The organism is Rhodanobacter umsongensis (assembly GCF_042654965.1).
GTDB classification, from domain to species: domain Bacteria; phylum Pseudomonadota; class Gammaproteobacteria; order Xanthomonadales; family Rhodanobacteraceae; genus Rhodanobacter; species Rhodanobacter umsongensis.
The window spans coordinates 1-24,837 of sequence record NZ_JBHSMK010000004.1 but is presented as its reverse complement, the minus strand read 5'-3'; the positions used below and the strand labels follow the sequence as shown (position 1 = coordinate 24,837).

Sequence of the window (24,837 nt, the reverse complement as noted above, 5' to 3'; positions counted from 1 at the left end):
GCCCATGAAAATCACCGACATCCAGTTCGGCATGCTGCGGGTGCCGCTGAAGACCCCGTTCAAGACGGCGCTGCGCACGGTCAACACGGTGGAGGACATCGTGGTGATGGTGCATACCGACACGGGCCAGGTCGGTTACGGCGAGGCGCCGGCCACCGCGGTGATCACCGGCGACACCCACGGCTCGATCATCGCCGCGATCCGCCACTACATCTCGCCGCGGCTGATCGGCCAGGACATCGCCGAGCTCAACCACCTCACCCAGCTGATCCAGTCATCGATGGAGAAGAACACCAGCGCCAAGGCGGCGGTGGAGATCGCGGTGTACGACCTGTGGGGCCAGCTCTACAACGCGCCGCTGTACAAGCTGCTCGGCGGCGGCGACCCGGTGATCACCACCGACATCACCATCAGCGTCGACTACATCGACAAGATGGTGGCCGATTCGGTTTCCGCAGTGGAGCGTGGCTTCGAGTCGCTGAAGATCAAGGTCGGCAAGGACATCGGCGTCGACATCGAGCGGGTCAAGGCGATCTACGCCGCGGTGGAAGGGCGCGCCCTGCTGCGGCTGGACGCGAACCAGGGCTGGACCGCCAAGCAGGCGGTGTACGCGCTGCAGACGCTGGAGGAGGCCGGCATCAAGCTGGAGCTGATCGAGCAGCCGGTGAAGGCGCGCGATCTGGCCGGCATGCGCTACGTCACCGAGCGCGTGCACACGCCGGTGATGGCCGACGAGAGCGTGTTCGGCCCGATGGAGGTGATCGAGCTGATCCGCCTGCGCGCGGCCGACATCATCAACATCAAGCTGATGAAGACCGGCGGCATCTCCAACGCGATCCGCATCGCCGACATCGCCGCGATGCACGGCATCGAGTGCATGATCGGCTGCATGCTGGAGACCAGCATAAGCGTGGCGGCGGCGGTGCACGTGGCGGTGGCGAAGTCGAACGTGATCACCAAGATCGACCTGGACGGCCCCTCGCTGTGCCAGTTCAATCCGGTCGACGGTGGGGTAATCTTCAACGAATCGGAAATCTCGGTGACGGACGCGCCCGGACTGGGCATCCGCGAGATCCGCGGACTGGAGAGGATCGAAGCCTGATGTCGCCGCTGGTCAAAATCCGTTCGGAACGCGACCAGATGTCGGCAGTGGAGCGGCGCATCGCCGACTTCATCCTGGAGAACGCGCAGCTGCTGCGCGACTACTCCTCCCAGCAGCTGGCCAACGCGCTGGGGATCAGCCAGTCCAGCGTGGTCAAGTTCACCCAGAAGCTGGGTTTCAAGGGCTATCCGGACCTCAAGTATTCGGTGGGCGAGGCGATCGCGCGCGCCGACAACGGCGACACGCCGCAGCTGGCCGCGTCTGCCGACGGCGCTTCCGATGCCTCGCTCTTCGGCAACCTGTGGCGGCGCAAATCGGAGGCCGAGGAAGCGACCCGGCTGATCAATCCGCCGCAGACCATCCATGCGGTGGCGGACGCGATCGAGCAGGCCGGCCGTGCCGGCAAGGTCTTCATCATCGGCCTGGGCGAAGACGATATCCATGCGCGCGGCTTCGCACTGAAGCTGTCGCTGCTGGGCATCCTCACCGTGCACAATTTCGACACCGCGCGGATGACCGCGAATGTTTCGGCGGCCAGCGCCGGCGACGTGCTGCTGGTGTTTTCCGAGCACGGCAACCACCCGGCGCTGTGCAAGATCAGCCGCTATTTCCGCGAGCGCCGCGGCCAGGTGATCACGGTGACGCGGCATACCGCCAACCCGCTGCGCACGCTGGCCGACATCGCGCTGGTGGTGTCGGCGCACGACGAACAACCGTACATCCAGCCGCTGCTTTACCAGTCGGCGCTGCAGCACCTGCTCGATGGCGTGTTCGTGCTGCTGTGCGAGGGGCACGACGATCGCCACGCGCAGCTGCTGGCCAATCTTGACCGTATCCAGCTGATGCTGGAGCCGTAGTCGCGGGGTCGGCCTTCGTGGCAGGAGCCGGGCCGATACCACCGCGATTGCGCGACGCCCAAACTACTGGATGGAAAGCCGATGACTGTTCGCCGCCGCACCGTTGTCCTGATGATGCTTGCCGTCGCGCTGGCCGGGTGCGCGCACCGCGGCGCCACGATCGCACCGGCCACGGCGGTGGCTCCCGATCCACCGGCCGCCGCGTGGCAGAACGCCCGTCAGCTGATACTGGTCACGACGCCCGGCTGGAACGCCAACCACGGCACGCTGCGCACGTTCGAGCGCGACCGCCAGGGTTGGCGCGAGGTGGGCCGCGCCACCCCGGTGACCATCGGCAAAGCCGGTGCCGCGTGGGGGCTTGGGTTGCAGCCGCCGCAGGCGGCCGGCCCGCTCAAGCTGGAAGGCGACGGCCGCAGTCCGGCCGGCGTTTTCCGCATCGGCGAGGCGTTCGGCTATGCCGGGCGCGCGGCTACCGCTTTGTCCTATCGCGCGCTGAGCGCCACCGACTACTGCATGGATGTCAGCGGCACGGCGCAGTACAACCGCATCGTCGACGCGAAGGAGGTCGGTGCCGCGGCGGTGAAAGGTTCGACCGAGCCGATGCGGCGCGACCTGCATGCCCACGGTGACCAGCGCTACCGGCTCGGCTTCGTGATCGAGCACAACGCGCGGGCAGTGCCGCAGGCCGGCAGCTGCATCTTTGCGCATCTGTGGAAATCGCCACATGACACGACCACCGGCTGCACCGCCATGGCCATGCCGGTGATGCGCCGGCTGCTGGCGTGGCTGCGTCCGGAGAACCAGCCGGTGTTCGTGCTGTTGCCGCAGCCCGAGTACCAGCGGCTGCGCACCGCCTGGCAGCTGCCCGCGCCGGCCGACTCGGCGGCCAAGCCATGAGCCCGTCGGCACGGGTGCTGAGCGGGCTGGCCGCCGGCGCGCTGATCGGCCTTGTGCTGGCGGGCTGGAACGAAGCCGTGGCGCTGCAGGTCGCCAACGTGGCGCAGCCGATCGGCAAGCTGTGGTTGAACGCGTTGCAGATGACCGTGGTGCCGCTGGTGCTGGCGCTGGTGGTGGTCGGCGTGAACACCGCCACCGATGCAGCCGCTTCAGGCCGCATCGCGCGGCGGGCGATCGTGGTGTTCATCGTGATCCTGGCCGGCGGCGCCGTCTTCGCCGCGCTGGCCGCGCCGCTGGTATTCGCGCTGTTTCCGCACAACCCGGCGCTGACCGTGGCGCTCGGCCACGCGGCGATACCCTCGGCCGCGCAGGCCGGGCCGATCAGCTGGGTCGACGCGCTCACCGCGATCGTGCCGAACAACGCGATCATGGCGGCGGCGCAGAGCGCGATGCTGCCGCTGGTGGTGTTCGCGCTGTTCCTGGGTTTTGCCTTGACGCGCATCGCGCCGGCGCGGCGCGCGCTGCTGATGGAATTCTTCCAGGCGATCTCCGACGCCATGATCGTGATCGTGCGCTGGGTGCTGTGGGCCGCACCACTGGGCGTGTTCGCGCTGATCCTGTCGGTGTGCGCGCGCTCGGGGCTGGACATGCTCAGCGCGCTCGGCGTGTACGTGCTGGTGGAATGCCTGCTGTATCTGGCGGTCACGGCGATGATGTTGCCGGTGGCGATCGCCTTTGGCGGGGAGCGGCTGCGCCGCTTTGCCGCCGCCCTGGTGCCCGCGCAGGTGGTGGCGATCAGCACGCAGTCGTCGCTGGCTTCGCTGCCGGCCATGCTGGAAAGCGCGGATCGCCGGCTCGGCTATCCGCAGCAGGTGACCGCGCTGGTGCTGCCGATGGCGGTGACGCTGTTTCGCCTGACCAGCCCCGTGCAATACGTCACCTCGGCCGTGTTCATCGCCTGGGCCTACGGCGTCGACCTTGGCACCGCGCAACTCCTCGCCGGCGCCATGCTGGCGGTGGTGATCAGCCTGGGCTCGGTCGGCCTGCCGGGCCAGGTCACCTTCGTCGCCACCAACTTGCCGGTGGCGCAGGCCATGGGCCTGCCGCTCAGTCCGCTGGGCCTGATGCTGGCGGTCGACACCATCCCCGACGCACTGGCCACGCTCGGCAACGTCACTGCCGACCTCACCGCCGCCAGCGTGGTCACCCGACAATCGAGGCGCGACACCGCATGAGTTCCGACGTACAGAATTTCGATGCCATCGTGATCGGCGCCGGCATGGCGGGCGCATCGGTCGCGTACTTCATGGCGCCGCACGCGCGCGTGCTGGTGCTTGAACGCGAGGCGTACGCGGGCATGCATTCGACCGGCCGGTCGGCGGCGTTGTTCAGCGAAACCTACGGCTCGCCGCAGGTGCGCGCACTGACCCGTGCCACGCGACCGTTCCTGATGCAGCCGCCGGCGGATTTCGCGGCGCATCCGATCCTCTCGCCGCGCGGTGCCACCATCATCGGCACGGCGGCGCAGGCCGACGACGTGCGCGCGTTGTACGAGGCGATCGCGCCTTTCACCCGCGACATCGAGCTGCACGACGCCGCGCGCCTGCGGGCGGCGGTGCCCGTGCTGCGACCCGAAGCGGCGCAGATCGGCCTGCATGAACCTGGCGCGGCCGATATCGATGTCAACGAGCTGCACCAGGGTTTCCTGCGCGGACTGCGCGCGTTCGGCGGCGAGTTGCGCCTGGATGTCGGCATCCGTGCGATCAGCCGTGTCGAGGGCGGCTGGCAGGTGGACGACGGCAAGCGGGCGTTCCGTGCACCACTGCTGCTCAACGCGGCCGGTGCCTGGGTCGATCAGGTCGCGGCACTGGCCGGCGTGGCGCCGATCGGCATCGTGCCGAAGCGGCGCTCGGTGTTCCTGTTCGATCCGCCGGATGGCCTGGCGACCGCGCACTGGCCATTCGTCACCAGCTTCGACGAAAGCTTCTATTTCAAGCCCGATGCCGGGCTGTTGCTGGGCACCTGCGCGAACGCCGACCCGGTCGAGCCGCACGACGTGCAGCCGGAGGACTACGACCTTGCGCTGGGCATTCATCGCATCGAGGAAGCCACCACGCTGACCATCCACCGTCCGCGCCGAAGCTGGGCCGGCTTGCGCTCGTTCGTCGCCGACGGGGACCTGGTCGGCGGCTTCGCGGCGGACGCGCCAGGCTTCTTCTGGGTTGCCGCGCAGGGCGGCTACGGCATCCAGAGCAGCGCCGCGATGGGCGAAGCCTGCGCCAACCTCGCTCTGGGCCGGCCGTTGCCGGCGCCACTGCTCGATGCGGGCCTGTCCGCCGCCATGCTGGCACCGCGGGCGTCCACGACATTGTGACACTGCGGGCACCTGGTCTTCGCGCGAAGGCACGGCGGTGTGGAAGTGGCCCGATTGGAGGGCTCGTCATCACGACGGGTTAAAGCGTCACATCCGGGCCGGGGATGATCGGCAGGTCATCGCCGGCGGAGCCGGCAGGGCCGCCGTCGCGGCCCTGCGCATTCTTCAGCCAACCAGACTTCGATGTGTCAGTTGCCGAGCCGCTGGTTGGTCAGCGCGGCGTTGCCCACGATGCCCGACAGCGGCAACAGCTGGCTCAGCACGCGGTTCCATTCGGTCACGCCGGATGTGCCGACAAACACCACATCGCCAGGTCGCATCACGAAATTGTCGGCCAGCGCGAAAGCGGCCGGTGAACGCCCGTTGAGGTGGAATACCGTCGCCGGCTCCTGCTGCAGATTGGCAACGCCGCGGATCACGTAGATCGCCTTGGCGTCGGCCGTCACCGGATTCACGCCGCCGGCGCGACCGATCACCTGGGTCAGGTTCAGCCCGGTGGTCTTGAACGTGATCGCCTGCGGCCGGATCACTTCGCCAAGCACGTACACCTCGCGGCTCTCGTTGTAAGGCAGGTACAGCGCGTCGCCCGGTTTCAGATACATGCCATGCGCCTGGGTGGGGCTGCGGCCGGAGGCGTTGAGATTGATGTGGTAGTCGCGCCCGTCGCGGGTCAGCACGAGGTCCGACAGGTCCGCAAGATCCGTATTGATGCCCGCGCTTCCGAGTGCCTGCCCCAGGGTCAGCGGCACATCGGTGATCATCTGCGGATCCGTCTTGGTGAACGCTCCCCGCAATGTGACCCGCTGGCTGCCGTAACCGATCACGCTGACGTCGACCTGCGGCTTCTCCACGAAGCTTGCCAGCTTTGTTCCGATGGCATCGCGCAGTTCCTCGATCGTCATGCCGGCTGCCTTGATCGTGCCGACATAGGGATAGAAGACCGTGCCGTCCGGCCGTACCACGCGGCCGTTGGCCGCAGTTTGCTGCTGGGTGCCCGCGGGCGAGGTCAGCTCGGGGTGATCCCATACCGTGATGTAGAGCGAGTCGCCGGGACCGATCCGATAGGGCTGCGGCTGGTAGCTGAGCAACTCGGGCGCGACCTCCTCGTTTGCCGCTCCGGCTTGTGCACTGGCCAGCGTATCGGCGGTGATCTGCACCAGCTTTACATGGCCGCTCTCCGCGGAGCCACCCCCCTGTGTGAGGGCCCGCTCGGACATGCGCTGGCCGGGCACCATGGCGCAGCCATGCAGCAGCACGACCGACAGCGCGAGTGCCGGCAATAAAAAGTGTTTCATGGGTTGGCCTCCAAAGGCACCGATTATCCTCAAGCAGAAGCCATGCCCTGAAAAGGCGCAATGGCGCGCGTAGTTTGTACATTTTCAAGCCGGTTCATCGAAAACCATCATGTCGATTTTCCTGTCGGTCCAGCCACGGAGAAAAAGGGCGCTCTCCGGTCGCGGGATCCGGCTTGACGACAGCATTAACATGTCACTTAAACCACTGCGCGCCATGTGGCGTGGCGCATCGAGAAAAAAAGCCCGCCAAGCCGGCTCTTCAACCTTGTCCGTTCGCAGGAAAGCCGGTGTGCGGGGACGGACAAAATCAAGAGGAAAGCAGGCCAGACTGTCATCTCTGAAGCGGGAGTGGACTCGGCGCGACGCCAACGCCACGTGAAAAAAACGTGGTTTCCGAGCAGACGTTTGCCTGATCGTTCGGGATTCAACCCCGCGCCGGGTCGGGCCAGTCACTCAGGGCACTGGACAATTCGCTGCATCGCCAGAGATTTGTCGCAGATGGATCGGCTGTAAGGCGGTGGCAAAAAACCTGGATCCGTGACTCCCACGCCGTTTCACGCGTAATTCTCATTAGCGAACCTACTATCGCCGATCGCGGGCAGCAGCGGCCTTCGAATTGCCGATGCAAATCCCAAGCCATTCGAGCCACGGCGGTAATAAACGGTTTCGCCAGCGCGATGTGAAACCAAGGTAATCCATTTATACAACTTCCAGTCGCTGGGTTAATGAAATGTCCAATTTGTCTGCTTTTCGTTTAACCGGGATGGAATGGCGCGCGATGGATTCGGTGCGTTGAGCGCAACTGCCGCCGCCGCTGCCGTGCCCCGCTTCGCGACCGTCCCTGAAGAGCGGTCATCGGCGCGCGCCGCGGGTGCGAGCGGCGCAGGGCATACGGAGCAATCGGCCGGCGTATTCAACAAGGTCCTGATTCTCTGCGTGGGCAATATCTGCCGCAGCCCCACGGCGGAGTATCTGTTGCGTCGGCAGCTGGCCGGGCGCGATGTGCAGGTCACCAGCGCCGGACTGGGGGCGTTGGTGGGTCACCCGGTCGAGGGGCATGCCATGGAATTGCTGCAGGAGCATGGCATTGACGCCTCGCCGCATCGGGCTCGCCAGCTCGATGCGCAGATGTTGCGGGAGGCCGAGCTGGTGCTCGGCATGGAACGCAGACACCTGGCGGCAGCGGCGCGGCTGGCCCCTGAAGCCAGCGGTAAGTTGTTTTTGCTGGGCAGGTGGCTGGAGTTCGACGACGTGCCGGATCCCTACCGTCAGCCTCGGCAGGCTTTTGAAGATGTCTACGGCCTCATCGAACGGGGCGTCGACAGTTGGCTCCGCTATCTGTGACTCCTCCTTCAACTTCTAAGGAACGGCTGGCATGACTACCAGGCAAACTTTTTCGCCGCGCGACGACGACGTCGACCTCCGCGCCCTGATCGGTACGCTGCTCGACAACAAATGGCTGATCGGTCTCACCACCTTCTTCTTCTTCGCGGTGGCGGTGATCTACTCGGTGCTTGCCACGCCGATCTATCAGTCCAGCGCCATCGTCCAGGTGGAAAACACCGTGCCGAGCCTGCCCGGCCTGGAAGACCTCGCGCAGACGCTTGGTACGTCGACGTCGCAGGCGGTCACCGAGATTGCGCTGCTCACTTCGCGAACCGTGGTTGGCGGAGCCATCGACAATCTCAAGCTGGAGATCGACAGCAAGCCGAAGCATTTCCCGGTGATCGGCAGCTTCATGGCGCGACGCTATGCGCCTGAGGTTCCCGGCGCGGTGGCGCCGCCGTTTGCAGGTCTGAGCAGCTACGACTGGGGCGGTTCCAGCCTGGATGTCTACCAGCTCGACGTGCCGGGATCCCTGCTGGACCAGCCGCTGTACCTGGTCGCCGGCAAGAATGGTACCTACACCCTCGGCGATGACGACGATGGCGTGCTGCTTACCGGCCGGGTGGGCGAGAAGGTGACGGCCCATGGCATCACCATCCAGGTGAAGTCGCTATTGGCCAACCCGGGCACGCGTTTCGACGTGGTGCGACACAGTCGGCTGGCGCTCATCACCACGCTGCAGCAGCAGCTGGTGGCCACCGAGCAGGGCAAGGATTCGGGCATCATCGAGCTTGACTATCGCAATGCCGATCCCGTGCTTGCCACTCAGTTGGTCGACCAGATCAGCGCGCTCTACGTGCGCCAGAACGTGGATCGCAATTCCGCCGAGGCAGCGAACAGCCTCGCCTTCGTGAAGCAGCAGCTGCCCCAGGTGCGGCTCCAGCTGGAGCAGGCCACCCAGGCCATGAACACGTTCCAGACACGGGCGCATTCGGTCGACATCAGCATGCAGACGAAGGCGCTGCTCGACCAGATCGTGGCGATCGATGCCAGCCTGCAGCAGTTGCGCATGCAGATGAGCGACATGCAGCGTCACTTCACGCCTGCGCATCCTTCCTACAAGGCGCTGCAATCGCAGATCGGCCAGATGGAAGGCCAGAAGGCCGCACTGCAGAAGCAGGTCGGCCAGCTGCCCGACATCCAGCAGCAGATGCTCCGCCTCGCACGCGACGTGCAGGTCAGCAACACGACCTATACCAGCCTGCTCAACCAGGCCCAGCAACTGAACATCGCCCGTGCCGGCACCGTCGGCAACGTGCGGGTGATCGATCGCGCGGCCACCGATACGGCCAAGCCGGTGTGGCCGCGGAAGATCCTGCTGGTGCTGGGGTCCACCTTGCTGGGCGGCCTGCTGGCAGTCGGCTTCGTGTTCCTGCGCCAGTTGCTGAATCGCGGCGTGGAGGATCCGGCTGCGATCGAGCGGCTGGGTCTGCCGGTGTATGTCTCCATTCCGCGCAGCGAACTGCAGCGCGAGCGCACGCTGTTGCGCGTGCGCCACCGCCACGCGGCCGGCAGACAGAACCTGCTGGCGGCGGGCGCCCCTACCGATCTGGCGGTGGAGGCGTTGCGCAGCCTGCGTACCAGCCTGCACTTCGCCCGGCTGGAGGCGAAGAACAACCTGCTGCTGATCTCCAGCTCCAGCCCCGGCGTCGGCAAGAGCTTTGTCGCGTCCAACCTGGCGGCGGTGATTGCGCAAGCCGGCCAGCGGGTGCTGCTGATCGACGCCGACATGCGCAAGGGCACGCTCCACAAGACCATCGGCGGAAAACCCGAACGCGGTCTGTCGGAGCTGATCTCGGGGCAGGCCGAATTGCCCGAGGTGCTGCGCAACGTGGACGGCATCAGCAAGCTGTTCTTCATCGCGCGCGGCAAGATCCCGCCGAACCCGTCCGAACTGCTGATGCATGCCCGCTTCACCAGTCTGCTCGAAGGCCTGAAGTCGCGCTTCGACCTGATCATCATCGACACGCCGCCGATTCTCGCGGTGACTGACGCCGCGGTGATCGGGCACCACGTAGGCACCAGCCTGCTGGTGGTGCAGTTCGGCCTCAACCAGCCCCGCGAAATCGCCTTGGCCAAGCAGCGCTTCGAGCAGAACGGCGTGCCGATCAAGGGCGCCATCTTCAACCTCGTCGAGAAGCGCAGCGCGGGCTACTACGCCTACGCGTACTACACATACGCTGCAGCCAAATCGTAGACCGGCCGGAGCGCATCAGGACATGATTCTGCCATCCGCGAACCACTGTGAGGGGAAGGAAGCAGGCCGGTCGCCGGCCTCTTCCGCCTGCCCCGCGGCGGACAGCACGGAACGGGCTCGGGGGCTTGGTCGCGCTCGCGGTTCGCTGATCCCGCTCGCGGCCGGCGCCCGCCCGCTGGCTTGGGCCTGAGCGCGCCATGTCCGTCATCGAGCCCAGCGTTGGACGTGTGGCCTCCCTTCCGAAAGGTTGGCGCGCCGCACTCGGTGCCGTGTCCCTGCTGTGGGTTGCCACAGCGACGGGTGCAGGCATGGCCTTCCTCACGCAGGCGCTGCTAGCGCACGAACTGGGGCCGGCGTTCTATGGGCTGTTCACGTCTTCACTGGCGATGGTCAGCATGATCGCGCCGCTGGCAGGTTTCGGCGTGCCACAGTTCTGGTTGAAGGTTTACGGCGGCGAAGGATGGGCGGCCAATCGCTGGCTGCCCTCGTCACGCCAGTTCCTTGTGACCACCACGTTGCTGACGCTTTCGATCATCGCGGTGTGGGCCTTCACCGGTGCGCCGGCAGACGCCACCGCGACCCTGCTGCTGTTGCTGCCGATGGTGCTGGCCACGCTGGCCGCGATGCTGCTCAGCAGCAAGCTGCGGCTGGAGGAACGGCACCAGGCGATGGCGCTGTGGCAGCTGATCGCGCCGGGGAGCCGCCTGCTGGTAGCGGTCATGCTGTTGGTGGTTCCCACCCTTGCCGTGCACTTCGTCGCTGCCGGCTACGGGGTGGTTTCGCTGGCGGTGACCTTGTTGGCGGCGCCGCAGATGCTCGCGATGCTACGTGGCGACATCCAGCTGCATGGACATGGCCGACGTCCTCCGCCAGCGTGCGATGACGCTCCCACCCCCGGCCCGATGCAGCTGTGGTCGCAGGCGTGGGCCTACGGGCTCGCAGCCGTGTTGTATCCGATCTTCTTCCAGATCAGCACGGTGTTGCTCAAGTATCTCGATGGCAACGTCGAGGCCGGCATTTTCGGCATCGCGCTGGCCGTGATGACGGCGATCTACCTGATCCCGGCAACGCTCTACCAGAAATTCCTGCTCTCCAAACTGCATCGCTGGGCCGTCCATGACAGGACGAAATTCTGGCTGGTCTATCGCCATGGCAACCTCGCCATGCTGGTCTCCGGTGTGCTGCTGGCTGCCGCGGTGGCGCTGGCTGCACCGTGGCTGGTGCCGCTCGCGTTCGGCGAAAAATACCGGGCGGTGGTGCCGGTGTTGCTGGTGCTTGCGTCATGCATTCCGATCCGCTTCCTGTCCACCAGCGTGGGCGCGGCGCTGCTCACCGAGCGGCACATGCGCTATCGCGTGTTCGCCATGGGTCTGGGCGCCACGGTGGTGATCGTGCTCAACCTGATCCTGATCCCGATTTACCACGAACTGGGCGCTGCCGGCGCGACGGTGACAGGCGAAGCCGTGCTGTTGCTCAGCCTGTATGCCGGCGTGCAGCGTTTCCATCCGATCGCGAAGAGGCTGCGGCCATGAAGGTAGAGAAGTTGAAGGCGGTGGCCGGCGGTGCGGCCCGTCGCGCCGATCCGTTCATCCGCCCGGAACTGGCGCAGAGCGGGCAGACGATGAAGCAGCCCGAGCATGACATGGCGATGAAGCGGCTGGCGCGGAGGGCGGCCGGGCTGGCGCGGAATGCCGCCGGCGTGGATGCCGGACTGGCGCCGGTGAGTGTGGTCATTCCTTGCTACCGCTGCGCCGACACCATCGTTGAGGCGGTGGCTTCGGTCGCGGCCCAGAAGCTGCGCCCGGCGGAGGTGTTGCTGATCGACGACGCCAGCGGTGACGGAACGCTGGAACGGCTGAAGGCGATCGCGCGCGTCTGCCCGGACGGCTGGGTCAAGGTGTTGTCGATGCCGCGCAACGGCGGCGCCTCGGGTGCTCGCAACCTTGGGTGGAGGCACGCCAGCCAGCCCTGGATCGCCTTTCTCGATGCCGACGACACCTGGCATCCAAGCAAGCTCAGCGTGCAGATGGATGTGCTGGCGAACGATCCGACAATTTGCCTGCTGGCCCACCCCATGAATGTGCAGCGACGTTCGGATCCACCGCCGGCGCTGCGCTACCCGTTGAAGGTGAAGATATGCCCGCGCCATCTGATGTGGCCGCGTTCGTCGTTTCCCACTCCTTCCGTGGTGCTGCGCCGGGATCTGCCATTCCGCTTCGATGAAAATCGCCGGCGTGCGGAGGACTTTCTGCTGTGGGCGCAGATTCTTCTTTCCGGCTATCGCTGCGCGCGGCTCAACCAGGTACTGGCTTCGTTGCACAAGCAGCCGTTCGGCGAGGGTGGCCTCAGCGGCGACCTGAAAGCCATGCGCGAAGCCGGTTTGGACGTCCGCAGGGCACTGTACGCCGAGGGGTTGATCGGTCCGTGGCAGATGCGCGTGCTCGATGTCTCCAATCTGTTGCGCTATGCGCGGCGCCACGTGCTCACGTACGCACGCCGCGTGGCGGCCCGCCGCCGTGCCCGACATGCGCCCATCGAAACCCGGGCAAGGACCAGCTCATGACGATAGGCCTGGACAGCAATCGCCGCTGCGGCGGGGCACGTGCTTCCGTGCGCATCGCCCGTGCTTCCCGCAGGTGGCTGCGAGGCGCGATGACGCCGGTCGGCGGCGCCACCCTTGCTCGAATCGATCGGCAGGGCATGGTATGAGCGCTTCTCTTTTGCACGGATTTCCCACGCACGGCACCCCCGGCCGCGGCAGCGGCATCCAGATCTTTGCGCCTGCCGGCCATTCCAATGTCGACTTCTCGCCGCTGCGCCATCACCCGCGCGATGCCGCGGTGCTCGATGCGGTATCGATGGCGGATCTGTTGCGCAATGCCTTCGTCTATCCGCCGCACTCGATCTACCGCGATGTGAAGTTCGCGATCTCCGGTTTCGATGGCGAGCAGGACCTGCACGGCGATCCGCGCTTCCATTTCCGCTTCCAGTCCTCGCGGGCGCTGCGGCCGCGGCTGGATGCGGTGGATGGCGGCGTGATGCTGAGGACCTACCACGCGCTGCTGGTGGATGCGGTGGCGCGTTCAAGCGCGCCGATGCGCACGCCGTGGCTGCTGCAGAGCGGCGGCAAGGATTCCACCTCGATGGCGATCGCGGTCGCGCAGGCCAGGCCCGAAACCACCTGCATGACCTATCTCGGCGGCCGTGAGGAGAACGAGATCGACTCCGCCCGCTTCGTGGCGCATCAGCTCGGCCTGCGTCACGAGGTGCTGGTATGCGACCCCGGCCGCGCCTATCAGCGCTATCTGGCGCTGGTGCCGCGGATGCCCCTGCTGACCGCCGACTTCGCGATGCTTTCCTACGTCGACATGGCGACCGAGATCGCCGCCAATGGCGGCGATGGCCTGCTCGATGCGCTGGGCTCGGACAACTACTTCGGCATGCCGATCAACTGGCGGCAGCGCCTGAAGGCGCTGCTGGCGCTGCGCCTGCGCTTGCCGCCCGGCATCGTGGACTCGTATCTGGTCAGCCACAACTTCCGGCTGTCGTATGTGCTGGGCACGCTGCAGATGGACACCTTCGAGCGCTGCTTTCCCGGTTCGCGTTTCAGCGATGCGGAGGTGGATACCTTGCTCGGCTACCCCGTTGCCGAATCTTCCAGGAGGCGCCTGCTGCTGTTCCGCGATGATATCGCCGCGGCTTCGTCGATGGAGGCACAGCGTCGCGTGGCGGCGACGATCGTGGAGGCGGCGACGTTCGGCAAGGGCATCTTCACCGCCAGCGCGCTGTCGCTGCTGCTGGCCTATCCCTATCGGGACGAGCAACTGTGCGAATGGACGTTCAGAGAAGTGCCGGACGCACTGCTGATCGGCCCGGGCGGCGTCAACAAGGTGCTGGTGCGCCAGCATATTGCCCAGCACTTTCAACAACTGCCCTACGTGCGCAACAAGGGCAGCTTCCGCTTCGACCTGTGCGGTCTGGCGCGGCAGTGCTTCGACCAGGTGCACGCGATGGCGATCCAGGCGCAGCCATTGCTGCCGGGTGCGGCGTTCTGGCTGGAAAGCCACCGCAGCCGTCTCGGCAACAAGTACCACGCGTCGAAGTTCTACATCCTGGCGATCATGTTGCCGTGGCTGCTCAGCCGGCTCGACAGGCCCGCTTCGCCGTGGGCACCGCGCGATCGCGGTGACGTGCTGTGATCGCCGGTCATCTCGGCGCGGTGCGCCAGGCCCGGTCTCCCCCGCTGTTCGGCTGGCGGCAGGCGCCGTCCGCTAGCCGCAGGGGGTGCTGCCCGGTGGCGGCGATCGGAAGTCTTCCGTGCCGGACGTCACCCGTTCCATTGCGCGGTGGGCCACGTCGATGAATGCGCCGATGCGAACCGACCAGACAGGCGCCCGCGAGGCGGGCCGCCGAACCCAGATCAACGTGTCGCCGCACGCGGGCGAGGTCGATTTCTCGGTGCTCGACCGACACGGCGGCGGCGCGGCTTTGCTGGATCCGATATCGATCGCCGATCTGCTGCGCAACGGCTTCGTCTATCCGCCGCACACGATTTTCCGGGACGTGAAGGTCGCCAGCACCGGCTTCGATCCCGCGCAGGACCTGCATGGGACGCCAGTGTTCCACTTTGCCAGGCAGTCGGCCGCCGCGCCACCGCGGCCACCGGCCGGCGCCGTGGATGACGATGAGCTGCTGGATACCTATCACCGCCTGCTGTGCGACGCGGTATTGCGCTCCACCGCCGCCATGCGCTCGCCCTGGTTGCTGCAGAGCGGCGGCAAGGATTCCACGTCGATGGCCATCGCCGTGGCCGAGGTCGCGCCGCAGACCCGTTGCATCACCTACCTCGGCGGCAAGGAGGAGGATGAGACCGACTCGGCCCGCTTCGTGGCGCGCAAGCTCGGGCTGCGCCACGAATCGCTGGTATGCGATCCCGGCCGCAGCTACGACCGCTATCTGGCGTGTCTGCCAGGCATGCCGTTGCTGACGGCGGACTTCGCCATGCTTTCGTATGTGGACCTGGCCGCCGAGATCGCCGCAGACGGCGGCGACGGCATCCTCGACGCGCTGGGTTCCGACCCGTACTTCGGCGTGCCTCCGCACTGGCAGACCCGCGTACTCACGTCGCTGGCGCGGGGCTTGCGGTTGCCGCGCGGGGTACTCGACCTGAGCCTGGTCAGCAACAGCTTCGGGCTCTGCTATGTATTGGGGACGATGCAGATGGACGGCTTCGAGCGCTTCTACCCGGGCTCGCGCTTCATCGATGCAGAGGTCGACGAACTGCTGGGCAGCGACGTCGCCAGGTTGTCGAGGTGGCGGCTGGAAGTCTTTCGCGGCGACATCACCACCGCCAAATCGATGGAGGCGAAGCGGCGCGTGTCGGCGACGATCCTGGAGTCCGCCGTTTTTGCCAAAGGGATGTATGCGGCCAAGGCCCTGGATTTGCGCCTGGCCTATCCGTACTGCGATGCGTCGCTATGCGACTGGGTGTTCCGCGAGGTGCCGGACGATCGCCTGATCGGCCCGGGCGGCGTCAACAAGGTGCTGGTGCGCCAGCATATCGCGCGCCGTTTCCATGAGTTGCCCTACGTCTCGGCCAAGGGCTCCTTCCGTTTCGATGTCCGCGGCTTGGCGCGGCAGCGCTTCGACCAGGTGCACGATTTTGCCGTCCAGATGAAGCAGCTGATGCCTGGGGCGGCGGCGTGGCTGGAGCGTCACCGCCATCGGATGAACAACAAGTACTTCGCTTCGAAGTTCTATCTGCTCGCCGTCATCCTGCCCTGGCTGCAGAGCCACGCGCACGAGTCGTACCCGACACAGGCCGACGAGGGGTCTTCACCATGAACCGTATCCGAGCTGCCCGCAACCTGCTCCCCACTCGCCGCGGTTTTCTGCGGGGAACCCTGCTGCTGATCGCACCGCTAGCATTGTCGTTCGTTCCGGTGCCCGTCGCGGCCTGGGCCCGACTGCCGGGCGATTCGGGCGGCCCAAGGATCGACGTGCGCGACAAGGGTGCCCTGGGTGACGGCAGGCACGACGATACCGCCGCCATCCAGGCCGCCATCGATGCGCTGCCGGCCAGTGGCGGCACGGTCTCGATTCCGGACGGCAACTACATGGTCGACGCATTGCGCTCGATCAACCTGCGCTCCAACACGCGGCTGCAGATGACGCCGGCGGCCACGCTGCGCGCCATCGCCAACGATTCCACTCACTCATACGTGATCAAGGTCTGGCGGGCGGACAACGTGCAGATCATCGGCGGTCGCGTCGTCGGCGAGCGGGACGGGCACCTCGGAACCACGGGCGAATGGGGTTTCGGCATCAGCATCCAGGCATCGAACAACGTCAGCGTCATCGGCACGCATATCTCGGACTGCTGGGGCGACGGCATCTGGATCGGAGGCCTGGGCAAACACGCCAGCGTGGTGGTGTCGACGGGGGTCACGCTGGACCACGTGGTGTCCACCAACAATCGGCGCCAGGCGCTTTCGATAGGTCCGGTGCGTGGCGTCAGGGTGATCCATTCGACCTTCAGCAACACCCACGGAACCAAGCCCCAGGATGGCATCGATATCGAGCCGCAAGGGCAGGGTCCGGCCAGCGACATCGTCTTCAGCGACTGCACGATAACCGGCAACCTGGGTTCCGGGCTGGAGCTGAGCAAGAATGTCAGCGGCGTGGTGTTGAAGCACTGCAGGGTGCAGGGCAACAGCGGCTACGGCGTGCTGGCGCGCGACACGAGTCAGCTCACGATCGCGGACAACGTCATAACGGACAACGGCCTGACCGGCGTGATGATGCGGGCCACGGCGAGCGATGTGAGCATCACCGGCAACACCTTGACGGGCAACAGCGCCCGCTATCTGCGTCGCTTCATCTCGTCCATCAGTTCGCTGCGCGCGGGCGATCGCACGCTCAACCTGCGGGTCGATCAGGATGCCCGCAACGTCACTGTGTCCGGCAACAAATTTCAACCGTAGTGCAGGAGTTCGACCTTCCGTATCGCGGTGTGCGACCCGGCCCCCTTGTCGAGGATTGATCCCAACATGAAGTTCGTCTTCTTTGCCAATACCGACTGGTACCTCTACAACTTCCGGCTGGCAACTGCGCGGCGTTTGCAGGCGGACGGTCATGAGGTAGTGATGATGTCGCCGCCCGGGGAGTTCGGTGCGCGTTTTGCCGCGCTGGGCTTGCGCTGGGTGACGCTGCCGATGCATCGCGCCAGCCTGAACCCGTTGCGCGAGGCGGCGACGTTGTGGCAGCTGGTGAAGCTGCTGCGGCGCGAGCGTCCCGACCTGCTGCACAGCTTCACGGTGAAATGCGCGATCTATGGTGCGCTGGCGGCGCGGGCGGCAAGCGTGCCTGCGGTGGTGAATGCGGTGGCCGGCATGGGTTACGTGTTCACCAGCGACAGCTTCAAGGCGCGTTCGTTGCGGCCGGTGGTGAAGGCCCTGTTTCGCGCCACCTTCGGCGGCGTGCGCTCGCTGCTGATCCTGCAAAATCCCGACGACGCAACGGCGTTCGCCGCTTCACGCCTGGCGAGGCCGGACCGGATCCGCGTGATTCGCAGCTCCGGCGTCAATACCACGCGGTTCCAGCCGGTCAATCCGCCACGCCGCCGGGACGGCCGTTTGCGCGTACTGCTGGCAGCTCGCCTGCTGTGGGAGAAAGGCCTGCAGGAGTTCGTCGACGCCGCCCGGCTTTTGCGTGAACAGGGCAGGGACGTGGAGTTTCTGCTGGCCGGCATGCCCGATCCGGGCAACCCCCGTTCCGTGAATGCGCCGCAGGTGCAGCAGTGGGTCGATGCGGGTTTGCTGCAGTGGCTGGGTCATGTCGACGACATGCCGGCGCTGCTCCATACCGTCGATGTGATGGTCTTGCCGAGCTATTACCGCGAAGGCGTGCCGAGAAGCCTGATCGAGGCCGCGGCCTGCGGGCTGGCGATCGTCACCACGGGCCTGCCCGGTTGCCGCGAGGTGGTGACGCAGCATGGGGTGGATGGCCTTCGGGTGGACGCGCGCGACGCGCGCGGGTTGGCGGATCAGATCATTGCGCTGGACGACGATCGCGAGCTGCTGTGGCAACTGGGTTGCAGCGCCCGCCAGCGGGCGCTGGCCGATTTCGACGAGCGGCTGGTGATCCAGCGAACCGTCGATGTGTACGCGGAGCTGATGCCCAACCACGTCGGCATGCAGCGGTTCCACGCCAGCAGGGAGGTATCGATTTGAGCATCGCACGGCGCATCAAGGTTGCATTGCGGCCGCTACGTCACGTGGTCTGGGCCGTGCAGGGCTTTGCCTACGATTTCTCGCGCTTCGTGCGCTATGGCGGCTGGCGCAGCCGCGGCGACAGCCGCAAGCGGGATTACAAGGCGGTGAAGATCTACCACCGCATGGAGAAGAGCCTGAGCTTCCGCGAGCGCCGGGCCAACTCCGGCTGGGCCGCCGCCACCGACCTGGTGCATCTGCTTGAGCGCGATGGCGACGCAGCCATGCCCGGCTATCACGAGGCGGTCGGCATCAAGGTGCTGCGCGACTTCGTGGCCAGCTCCGACGGCGACGGCGATGCCGCCCGCCACGTCAACGCATTCCTGGAGAAGACCCGGCTCGACTCGGTCGAGGGCGGCGTGGTGGAACTGACCGCCGACCAACTGCTGGCCGGCCGGCTGGACGACCCGGAGCGATTCTTCCTGAGCCGCCATTCCGTGCGCGATTTTCGTCCGGACCCCGTGCCGCGCGAGTTGTTGAAGCGCGCGCTGGCGCTGGCAATGAAGGCGCCTTCGGTGTGCAACCGGCAGGCCTGGCATGTCTACCACATGGATCAGCGCGCCAGCATCGACCGCGCGCTGGCCTTCCAGGACGGCAACCGCGGCTTTGGCCACGAGGTGCAGTGCCTGCTGATCATCACCGCCGATCTGAGCGCCTTCCACACCCATGGCGAGCGCTTCCAGCACTGGATCGACGGCGGCATGTTCGCCATGTCGCTGTCGTTGGCGCTGCACTCGCTGGGGCTGGCGTCGTGTTGCCTCAACTGGAGCCGCGGCGCGGGAGACGACCGGCGCTTGCGCAGGGCTGTGCCGCTGGACGGAGCGCATACCGTCATCACGATGATGGCGGTGGGCTACGCCAGCGATCATCTCAAGGTGTGCTACTCGGCGCGCCGGCCCGTACAAAGCATTCTCACCCATCTGGACGACGCCAAATGAAATGTTTCTATCTCTCCGGTCAACGCACCTTCAACAACCGCGGCTGCGAGGCGATCGTGCGCAGCACCGTGGATATGCTGACCGCGCAATTCGGCGAGGTCGAGGTGCTGGTGCCGACCACCGACGCGGCCAGGGACAGCGTCCAGTGGCCGGAGGCGACCAAGCGCGGGGTCCGCTTTGTACGCGCCTACCAACCGCTGCAGGGTCGCTACTGGGTGCAGTTGCAGCGGCTGCCATTCCGTTCGCTGCAGGGCGCCAGCTGGCCGTTTCCGATGCCCGGGTGGCTCAGGCAGGATCTGGCCGGCGTGGACGCGGTGCTGGCCGTGGGAGGCGACAACTATTCGCTCGACTATCGCATCCCCTCGCCGGTCATGGCGGTTGACCGGTTCGCCATGGACATGGGCAAGCCGGTAATCCTGTGGGGCGGCTCGGTCGGTCCGTTCGATCAGGTGCCGGGGCTGGTGGCGCCGATGACCCAGCACCTTTCGCGGATGCGCCACGTGGCGGCGCGGGAGTCGGTGAGCTACGGCTACCTGACCGAAAAGCTCGGACTGCGCAATGTGATCCAGACGGCGGACCCGGCTTTCCTGCTGGCGGCCGAGCCGGTCGACCTGGAGGCGTTCTGGCCCCGTGGCGACGGGCGGGTGCTCGGTCTGAACGTGAGCGATCTGATCGAGCGCTACCGCCGGCCGGGCCAGGACTTGCGCAGCGAAGTTGCCGACTTCATTCGCCACGTAGTCACCGCGCACGGCATGGGCGTGCTGCTGGTGCCCCACGTGAATCCCCCGCGCACCGCGAACGATTTCAGCGGCGACTCGGCGTACATGGCGCCCATGCTGGCGCAGCTTGCCGATCTCGGCGACACGGTGAAGATGATGCCGCAGCAATTCAACGCGGCGCAGACCAAGTACGTGATCGGCAAGCTGAGTTTCTTCATCGGTGCACGCACCCACGCCACCATCGCGGCGCTGTCCAGCGGCGTGCCGACGATCTCGATTGCCTACAGCGTGAAAGCACGAGGCATCAATCGGGATCTGTTCGGCAGCGAGGACATGGTGCTGCAGACCCCGGATGTTTCGGCAGCAACCTTGGGCGTTGCGCTGGCGAGGCTGTTGCACGACGAGTCGCCGCTGCGCTCGACGCTGGCCCGGCGGGTGGGCGAACTGCAGATGATGGCGCGATCTGCCACCGCCCATATTTCCGAACAACTCGCCAGCTGACCGGCGGCAGGAGCAGATGCCATGCAAGTGAATTCCGGCCTCATGAGCACGAGCGGCGCCATCGAGGGCTACGGCGACTCGATGGCCGCGAATGCGCGCGTCGTGTTGTCGCTGTTGTTGCTGCTTGGCGCGTGCACGGTGACGGCCATCGTGGTCAGCCTGCGCGCCATCAATGTAGGCACGGACACCCGGGTCTACGCTGGGGTCTTTCTCGGGATGCGCGACAGCCTGTTGGTCACCCGCTTCGAACCCGGTTTCCTGGCGCTCACGCGCGCGGCCAGCGCCACCGGCATGAGCGTGGCCGGCTACCAGGCGACCTTGTTTGCCGCGCTGCTCGCCGGTTCGGCGGTGGCGGCCCGCCGCTACTGGACCTATCTCGATTCGAACCGAAGCTTCCTGACCTTTCTGACCGCGGTATTGTTGTTCCTGTTCGTCTCGCCCATGTTCGTCAATGCGGCGATCAACGCGGTGCGCCAGGGCCTGGCCGCGCCGCTGGTGTTCGCCGCGCTGCTGGCGTTTCATCAGCGCAAGTGGCGCAGCTTCGCACTTCTGGGAGCGGCTGCCAGCAGCTTGCACTACTCCTCGCTGGTCTATCTGTCGGTCGCGCCGGTGCTGCTGCTCAGCCTGCGTCGGCAACGGATCATCGCGGGCCTGGCTTTCCTTGCGTACTGTTCGGGCCTGACCATGATGGCGGTGCGGGTGGCTGTACCGGCCGTCTACAGCGACGTGATGAACTACCACGCCGATGCTGTCTACCGCGCGGGTATCCGCTACGACTTCGCGCTGTTTTCCCTGTTCTGGTATCTGCTGCCGTTCATAGCATCACGCACCATCCGGTCACCGTTCAGCGAGCGCATCAAACAGAGTGCGGCCGTCTACATGGCCATGGTGCTGCCGTTCTTCCTGGTGGGCTGGGGCAACTACTCCAACCGGTATCTGCTGCCGCCGTGGGTGGCGGCCTCGTTCATCGTCGCCGCTGTCTTCTGCTTCTCCCGGGTTCCGCTGCTGCGCCACCCATTGCTGTTGCGGGGCGGTCTGGTATTTGCATGTGGCGTATTCAGCTTCTACGTGATCCATCAGGTAATGATATGAACTTCGGCCTCGGCAGCATGTTGATAGATGTGCGTCTGCCAAGCAGGCGGGGTTTCTGTCTGGCGCCCTTCGGCTGGAGAGATACCGCGGCCGACCTAACGGCAACTTCGCTCAACGTCGATCTGCTTGCGATCACGTCGCCGTGACAGGCTCGGTCGCATGAAGTGCTCCATCGAATACCTCAACTTGAACAGCAGCATCGTTGCACCGAACTGAAAAAAATCCGATCGATCCATGCCGCAAGGTGTTGGCTTTCTCGCCGCTAGCTGGCGACAACGTGCAGGTTCCGGAGTTCGCGTTGACTCGCAACGGCGGCACCGCACGACTGATGATCCATTGGTGATTGGCATGCAAAAAATCGAAACATTGGACGATGGCGGAACGACTTCCCGCATACAGATAGCTGCATCTTTATACGAGATTGCCGGCCGGGCGGATTTTTCCGCGCTGGAGGGCCATGAGGGCTCCGTCGCGTCGCTGGACCCGATATCGGTGGCCGATCTGCTGCGCAATGGCTTTGTCTATCCACCGCACTCCATCTACAGCAACGTCAAGGTCGCAACGTCGGGTTTCGACGAGAAGCAGGACATGTACGACAATCCAAAGTTTCATTTTCCGTTTCAGTCGTCGAACGCGTCAGCAAGGCCGGACAGCGCAACCGCCGATGATCGCAGTCTGTTGCAGACCTATCACCGGCTGCTGTGTGAATCCGTAGTGCGCTGCACCGGCGACATGGATTCGCCCTGGCTGCTGCAGAGCGGCGGCAAGGATTCCACTTCGCTCGCCATTGCAGTAGCCGAGGTCCGCCCGCAAACCACGTGCATGACCTATCTGGGTGGGCCCGAGGAGAATGAGTTGGAGTCAGCACGCCTGGTGGCGCGGGAGCTCGGGCTTCGCCATGAGACGCTGACTTGCGATCCGGGTCGGGCCTATGACCGCTATCTGGCCATGGTGCCTAGGATTCCGTTGCTCACGGCGGACTTTGCATTGCTGTCCTACGTTGATCTGGCCACGGAGATACGTAGCCGCGGTGGTGACGGCGTCATCGACGGGCTTGGATCGGATGTCTACTTCGGAACTCCGCTGAGTCGCAAACTTTGGCTGCTGAGGCTATTGGCCCGGAACCTGCGCCTTCCATCCGGGGTCTTCGGGCTTGGCCCGGTGGGTAGGAGCTTCAAACTCTGTTATGCGCTGGGCACGTTGCAGATGAACAGTTTCGAGCGCTTCTTTCCCGGCTCACGTTTCACCGACGTCGAGGTGGATGCGCTGTTTGGGCGGCCGATCGCACACTTTTCCCGCCAACGGTTGGAAACCTACCGCGATGACATCGACTCTGCTGCATCGGGGGAAGCAATGCGCCGGGTCGCGTGCACCATCGACGAAGCGTCTTCCGCTTTTGCGAAAGGCATGTATGTCGCCCGCGCGGCATCGTTACGCGCTGCCTATCCATATTGCGATGCGCGCCTGCGCGATTGGGTTTTTCACCACCTCCCCGACGATCGCCTGATCGGGCCAGGAGGAGTCAACAAGATCCTGGTGCGTCGACATATCGCCCGGCGGTTCCACCACCTGCCCTATCTGACGGCGAAGGGCTCCTTCCGTTTCGACCTGTGTGGACTGGCCTTGCGACGCTTCGATCAGGTGCATGCCTTTGCCGTGGAGGCACAAGCTTTGCTGCCTGGCGCAGTGAGCTGGCTGGAACTCCATCGTGGCCGGCTGAACAACAAGTACTTCGCCTCGAAGTTCTATCTTCTCGCCGTCATATTGCCTTGGCTGCTTAGCCATGTGTCCAGCGCGGAAATGAGTGGCATGGATGACGCGCCATCCTCATGAACAGCGAAACATGCACCGCCATGGGCATTCTGGCGTTGGCGCGATGCCGACCGGGCCGCAGTTCCAGCCAAACTGCAGGACGCCCTGATCAGTTTCGCCGTCATAGAACGGTCCGGCACTGATGACGTAGTACGGCGCGCCGGCTCTGACGGGCGTCCTCTGGGGCGCGCCAAGGCCTCATCACCGTCGCCAACCTGCATCGGTGGCCGCAAGGCGGCGGGTCGCCCCTCTGTTGTGGGAATATTCAGTTAGCGCGAAATGGGGTGCCCACGAATCCGGGGAATCACGCGTATTCCGCCGTGGGCAAGGCACGCGCGGGGGTCACATGTAACGCTGATTTGCCCAGTGAAGCTGAAAGAAAAAGTTAAAGGCGCGCGATGACGGGTGGACATGCAACCGCCGCGCGCGCTGCGCGGGTTTGCATGCCTATCTTTAACTTGTATGGTTCAGGCCCGACACGTAATGGCGTGTCGGCGGCAACAAGTCCCGGATGGTTGCAGTGCAGCGCTGCGCTTGCATACGACCCGGACCCTTTTGCCTGATCGGGTGATCTTGCGGGCCAGGACCATGGCCAGCGGTACGCATCTGCGCGTTCTCGACGTGCTGATCAGGCTTCAAAACAACCACCACAACAAGATCTACTACCTGCTATGGCATGAAGCCACGGATATCAGCGTGCCCCAATGGACGTGACGGCTCGATGAAGGCGGGATTTACTTTCAACGCATTCTGCGAATACCACACGCTTGATCGGTTGATGAGCGCACGCGTAGTGCGGTCGCCGATCCGACATCAGAGGGCTTCACCACAATGTTTGAACAAAAAACGGGAATCGCCGCATCCATCGATGCCACTCTTGCCGCGCGTCGCGGCACATCCATCCGACGATCGCTGGGCATGGCCGGCGCCGCGCTGGCGTTCAGCCTGTTGGCGCTGCCTGCATCGGCGGCCAACTGGTGGTCGACCTCGCCGAGCATTTCGATCGGCAGCAAGACCATCAACGTGCGCAATGCCGGTGCCCTCGGCAATGGCCGGCACGACGACACTGCCGCGTTCCAGGCGGCGATCAACTCGCTGCCTTCGACCGGCGGCACCATCACGGTACCCGCCGGCACCTACATGATCGACGCGTTGCGCTCGATCAACATGCGCTCGCATGTTCGCCTGCAGCTGAGTTCAGGGGCCAAGCTGGTCGCCATTCCCAATAGCAGCCAACGCTCCCATGTGATCAAGGCCTGGAAGGTGACGAACGTCGAGATCACCGGCGGCGCGATTGTCGGCGAGCGCGCCCGGCATATCGGCACCACCGGCGAATGGGGCATGGGCATCGACATCCTCGCGTCCAGCAAGGTCTATGTGCACGACCTGACGATTTC

20 protein-coding genes are annotated in these 24,837 nt (G+C 65.4%); 19 read left to right on the top strand and 1 reads right to left on the bottom strand.

Annotated features, from left to right (window positions below; translation table 11 throughout):
* Positions 1-4 precede the first annotated feature (4 nt).
* The 5 genes from ACFPME_RS07460 (at position 5) to ACFPME_RS07440 (ending at position 5,230) form a co-directional block, all read left to right on the top strand.
* Positions 5-1,102 carry a dipeptide epimerase gene (locus tag ACFPME_RS07460; protein WP_377303721.1) on the top strand — a complete coding sequence of 366 codons (1,098 nt, stop codon included), beginning with the start codon at positions 5-7 and terminating at the stop codon, positions 1,100-1,102.
* Entirely contained in the window at positions 1,102-1,959 is an 858-nt protein-coding gene (locus ACFPME_RS07455; protein WP_377303719.1) for a MurR/RpiR family transcriptional regulator, read from the top strand. Before ACFPME_RS07460 ends, ACFPME_RS07455 begins: the two co-directional genes overlap by 1 nt.
* A gap of 81 nt (positions 1,960-2,040) precedes the next feature.
* Positions 2,041-2,856: a L,D-transpeptidase family protein gene (locus tag ACFPME_RS07450; protein WP_377303716.1), complete on the top strand. Its 816-nt coding sequence runs from the start codon at positions 2,041-2,043 to the stop codon at positions 2,854-2,856.
* Positions 2,853-4,091 carry a dicarboxylate/amino acid:cation symporter gene (locus ACFPME_RS07445; RefSeq protein WP_377303714.1) on the top strand — a complete coding sequence of 413 codons (1,239 nt, stop codon included), beginning with the start codon at positions 2,853-2,855 and terminating at the stop codon, positions 4,089-4,091. The genes ACFPME_RS07450 and ACFPME_RS07445 overlap by 4 nt, the downstream gene beginning before the upstream one ends.
* Positions 4,088-5,230, top strand: coding sequence for an NAD(P)/FAD-dependent oxidoreductase (locus ACFPME_RS07440; protein WP_377303712.1), 1,143 nt, complete (start codon positions 4,088-4,090; stop codon positions 5,228-5,230). Before ACFPME_RS07445 ends, ACFPME_RS07440 begins: the two co-directional genes overlap by 4 nt.
* A gap of 188 nt (positions 5,231-5,418) precedes the next feature.
* Here ACFPME_RS07440 and ACFPME_RS07435 read toward each other — a convergent pair whose 3' ends face one another.
* Entirely contained in the window at positions 5,419-6,525 is a 1,107-nt protein-coding gene (locus ACFPME_RS07435) for a polysaccharide biosynthesis/export family protein (protein ID WP_377303710.1), read from the bottom strand.
* Between the two features lie 792 nt (positions 6,526-7,317).
* Here ACFPME_RS07435 and ACFPME_RS07430 point away from each other — a divergent pair.
* From ACFPME_RS07430 to ACFPME_RS07365, 14 genes are all read left to right on the top strand, one after another.
* On the top strand, positions 7,318-7,869 hold the full coding sequence (locus ACFPME_RS07430; RefSeq protein WP_377303708.1) for a low molecular weight protein-tyrosine-phosphatase: 552 nt from the start codon (positions 7,318-7,320) through the stop codon (positions 7,867-7,869).
* A gap of 31 nt (positions 7,870-7,900) precedes the next feature.
* Positions 7,901-10,108, top strand: a complete 2,208-nt coding sequence (locus tag ACFPME_RS07425) for a polysaccharide biosynthesis tyrosine autokinase (protein WP_377303706.1) — start codon at positions 7,901-7,903, stop codon at positions 10,106-10,108.
* A gap of 197 nt (positions 10,109-10,305) precedes the next feature.
* Positions 10,306-11,640, top strand: coding sequence for an oligosaccharide flippase family protein (locus ACFPME_RS07420; protein ID WP_377303704.1), 1,335 nt, complete (start codon positions 10,306-10,308; stop codon positions 11,638-11,640).
* Positions 11,637-12,671 (top strand): glycosyltransferase family 2 protein, encoded by a 1,035-nt coding sequence (locus ACFPME_RS07415; RefSeq protein ID WP_377303702.1) that lies wholly within the window; start codon positions 11,637-11,639, stop codon positions 12,669-12,671. Before ACFPME_RS07420 ends, ACFPME_RS07415 begins: the two co-directional genes overlap by 4 nt.
* 142 nt (positions 12,672-12,813) lie before the next feature.
* On the top strand, positions 12,814-14,307 hold the full coding sequence (locus ACFPME_RS07410) for an asparagine synthase-related protein (protein ID WP_377303700.1): 1,494 nt from the start codon (positions 12,814-12,816) through the stop codon (positions 14,305-14,307).
* A gap of 172 nt (positions 14,308-14,479) precedes the next feature.
* On the top strand, positions 14,480-15,952 hold the full coding sequence (locus ACFPME_RS07405) for an asparagine synthase-related protein (protein WP_377303697.1): 1,473 nt from the start codon (positions 14,480-14,482) through the stop codon (positions 15,950-15,952).
* Positions 15,949-17,091, top strand: coding sequence for a right-handed parallel beta-helix repeat-containing protein (locus ACFPME_RS07400; RefSeq protein ID WP_377303695.1), 1,143 nt, complete (start codon positions 15,949-15,951; stop codon positions 17,089-17,091). Before ACFPME_RS07405 ends, ACFPME_RS07400 begins: the two co-directional genes overlap by 4 nt.
* Positions 17,092-17,157: 66 nt before the next feature.
* Positions 17,158-18,339, top strand: coding sequence for a glycosyltransferase family 4 protein (locus ACFPME_RS07395; RefSeq protein ID WP_377303693.1), 1,182 nt, complete (start codon positions 17,158-17,160; stop codon positions 18,337-18,339).
* On the top strand, positions 18,336-19,316 hold the full coding sequence (locus ACFPME_RS07390; RefSeq protein WP_377303691.1) for a nitroreductase family protein: 981 nt from the start codon (positions 18,336-18,338) through the stop codon (positions 19,314-19,316). Before ACFPME_RS07395 ends, ACFPME_RS07390 begins: the two co-directional genes overlap by 4 nt.
* Entirely contained in the window at positions 19,313-20,536 is a 1,224-nt protein-coding gene (locus tag ACFPME_RS07385) for a polysaccharide pyruvyl transferase family protein (protein WP_377303689.1), read from the top strand. The genes ACFPME_RS07390 and ACFPME_RS07385 overlap by 4 nt, the downstream gene beginning before the upstream one ends.
* A 21-nt stretch (positions 20,537-20,557) precedes the next feature.
* Positions 20,558-21,628, top strand: a complete 1,071-nt coding sequence (locus ACFPME_RS07380; protein ID WP_377303687.1) for an EpsG family protein — start codon at positions 20,558-20,560, stop codon at positions 21,626-21,628.
* A 348-nt stretch (positions 21,629-21,976) separates the two neighbouring features.
* Positions 21,977-23,461 carry an asparagine synthase-related protein gene (locus tag ACFPME_RS07375; RefSeq protein ID WP_377303685.1) on the top strand — a complete coding sequence of 495 codons (1,485 nt, stop codon included), beginning with the start codon at positions 21,977-21,979 and terminating at the stop codon, positions 23,459-23,461.
* Between the two features lie 513 nt (positions 23,462-23,974).
* Positions 23,975-24,154, top strand: coding sequence for a hypothetical protein (locus ACFPME_RS07370; RefSeq protein ID WP_377303683.1), 180 nt, complete (start codon positions 23,975-23,977; stop codon positions 24,152-24,154).
* A gap of 117 nt (positions 24,155-24,271) precedes the next feature.
* Positions 24,272-24,837: glycosyl hydrolase family 28-related protein (locus ACFPME_RS07365; RefSeq protein WP_377303681.1), on the top strand; the 566-nt coding region annotated here is incomplete at its 3' end.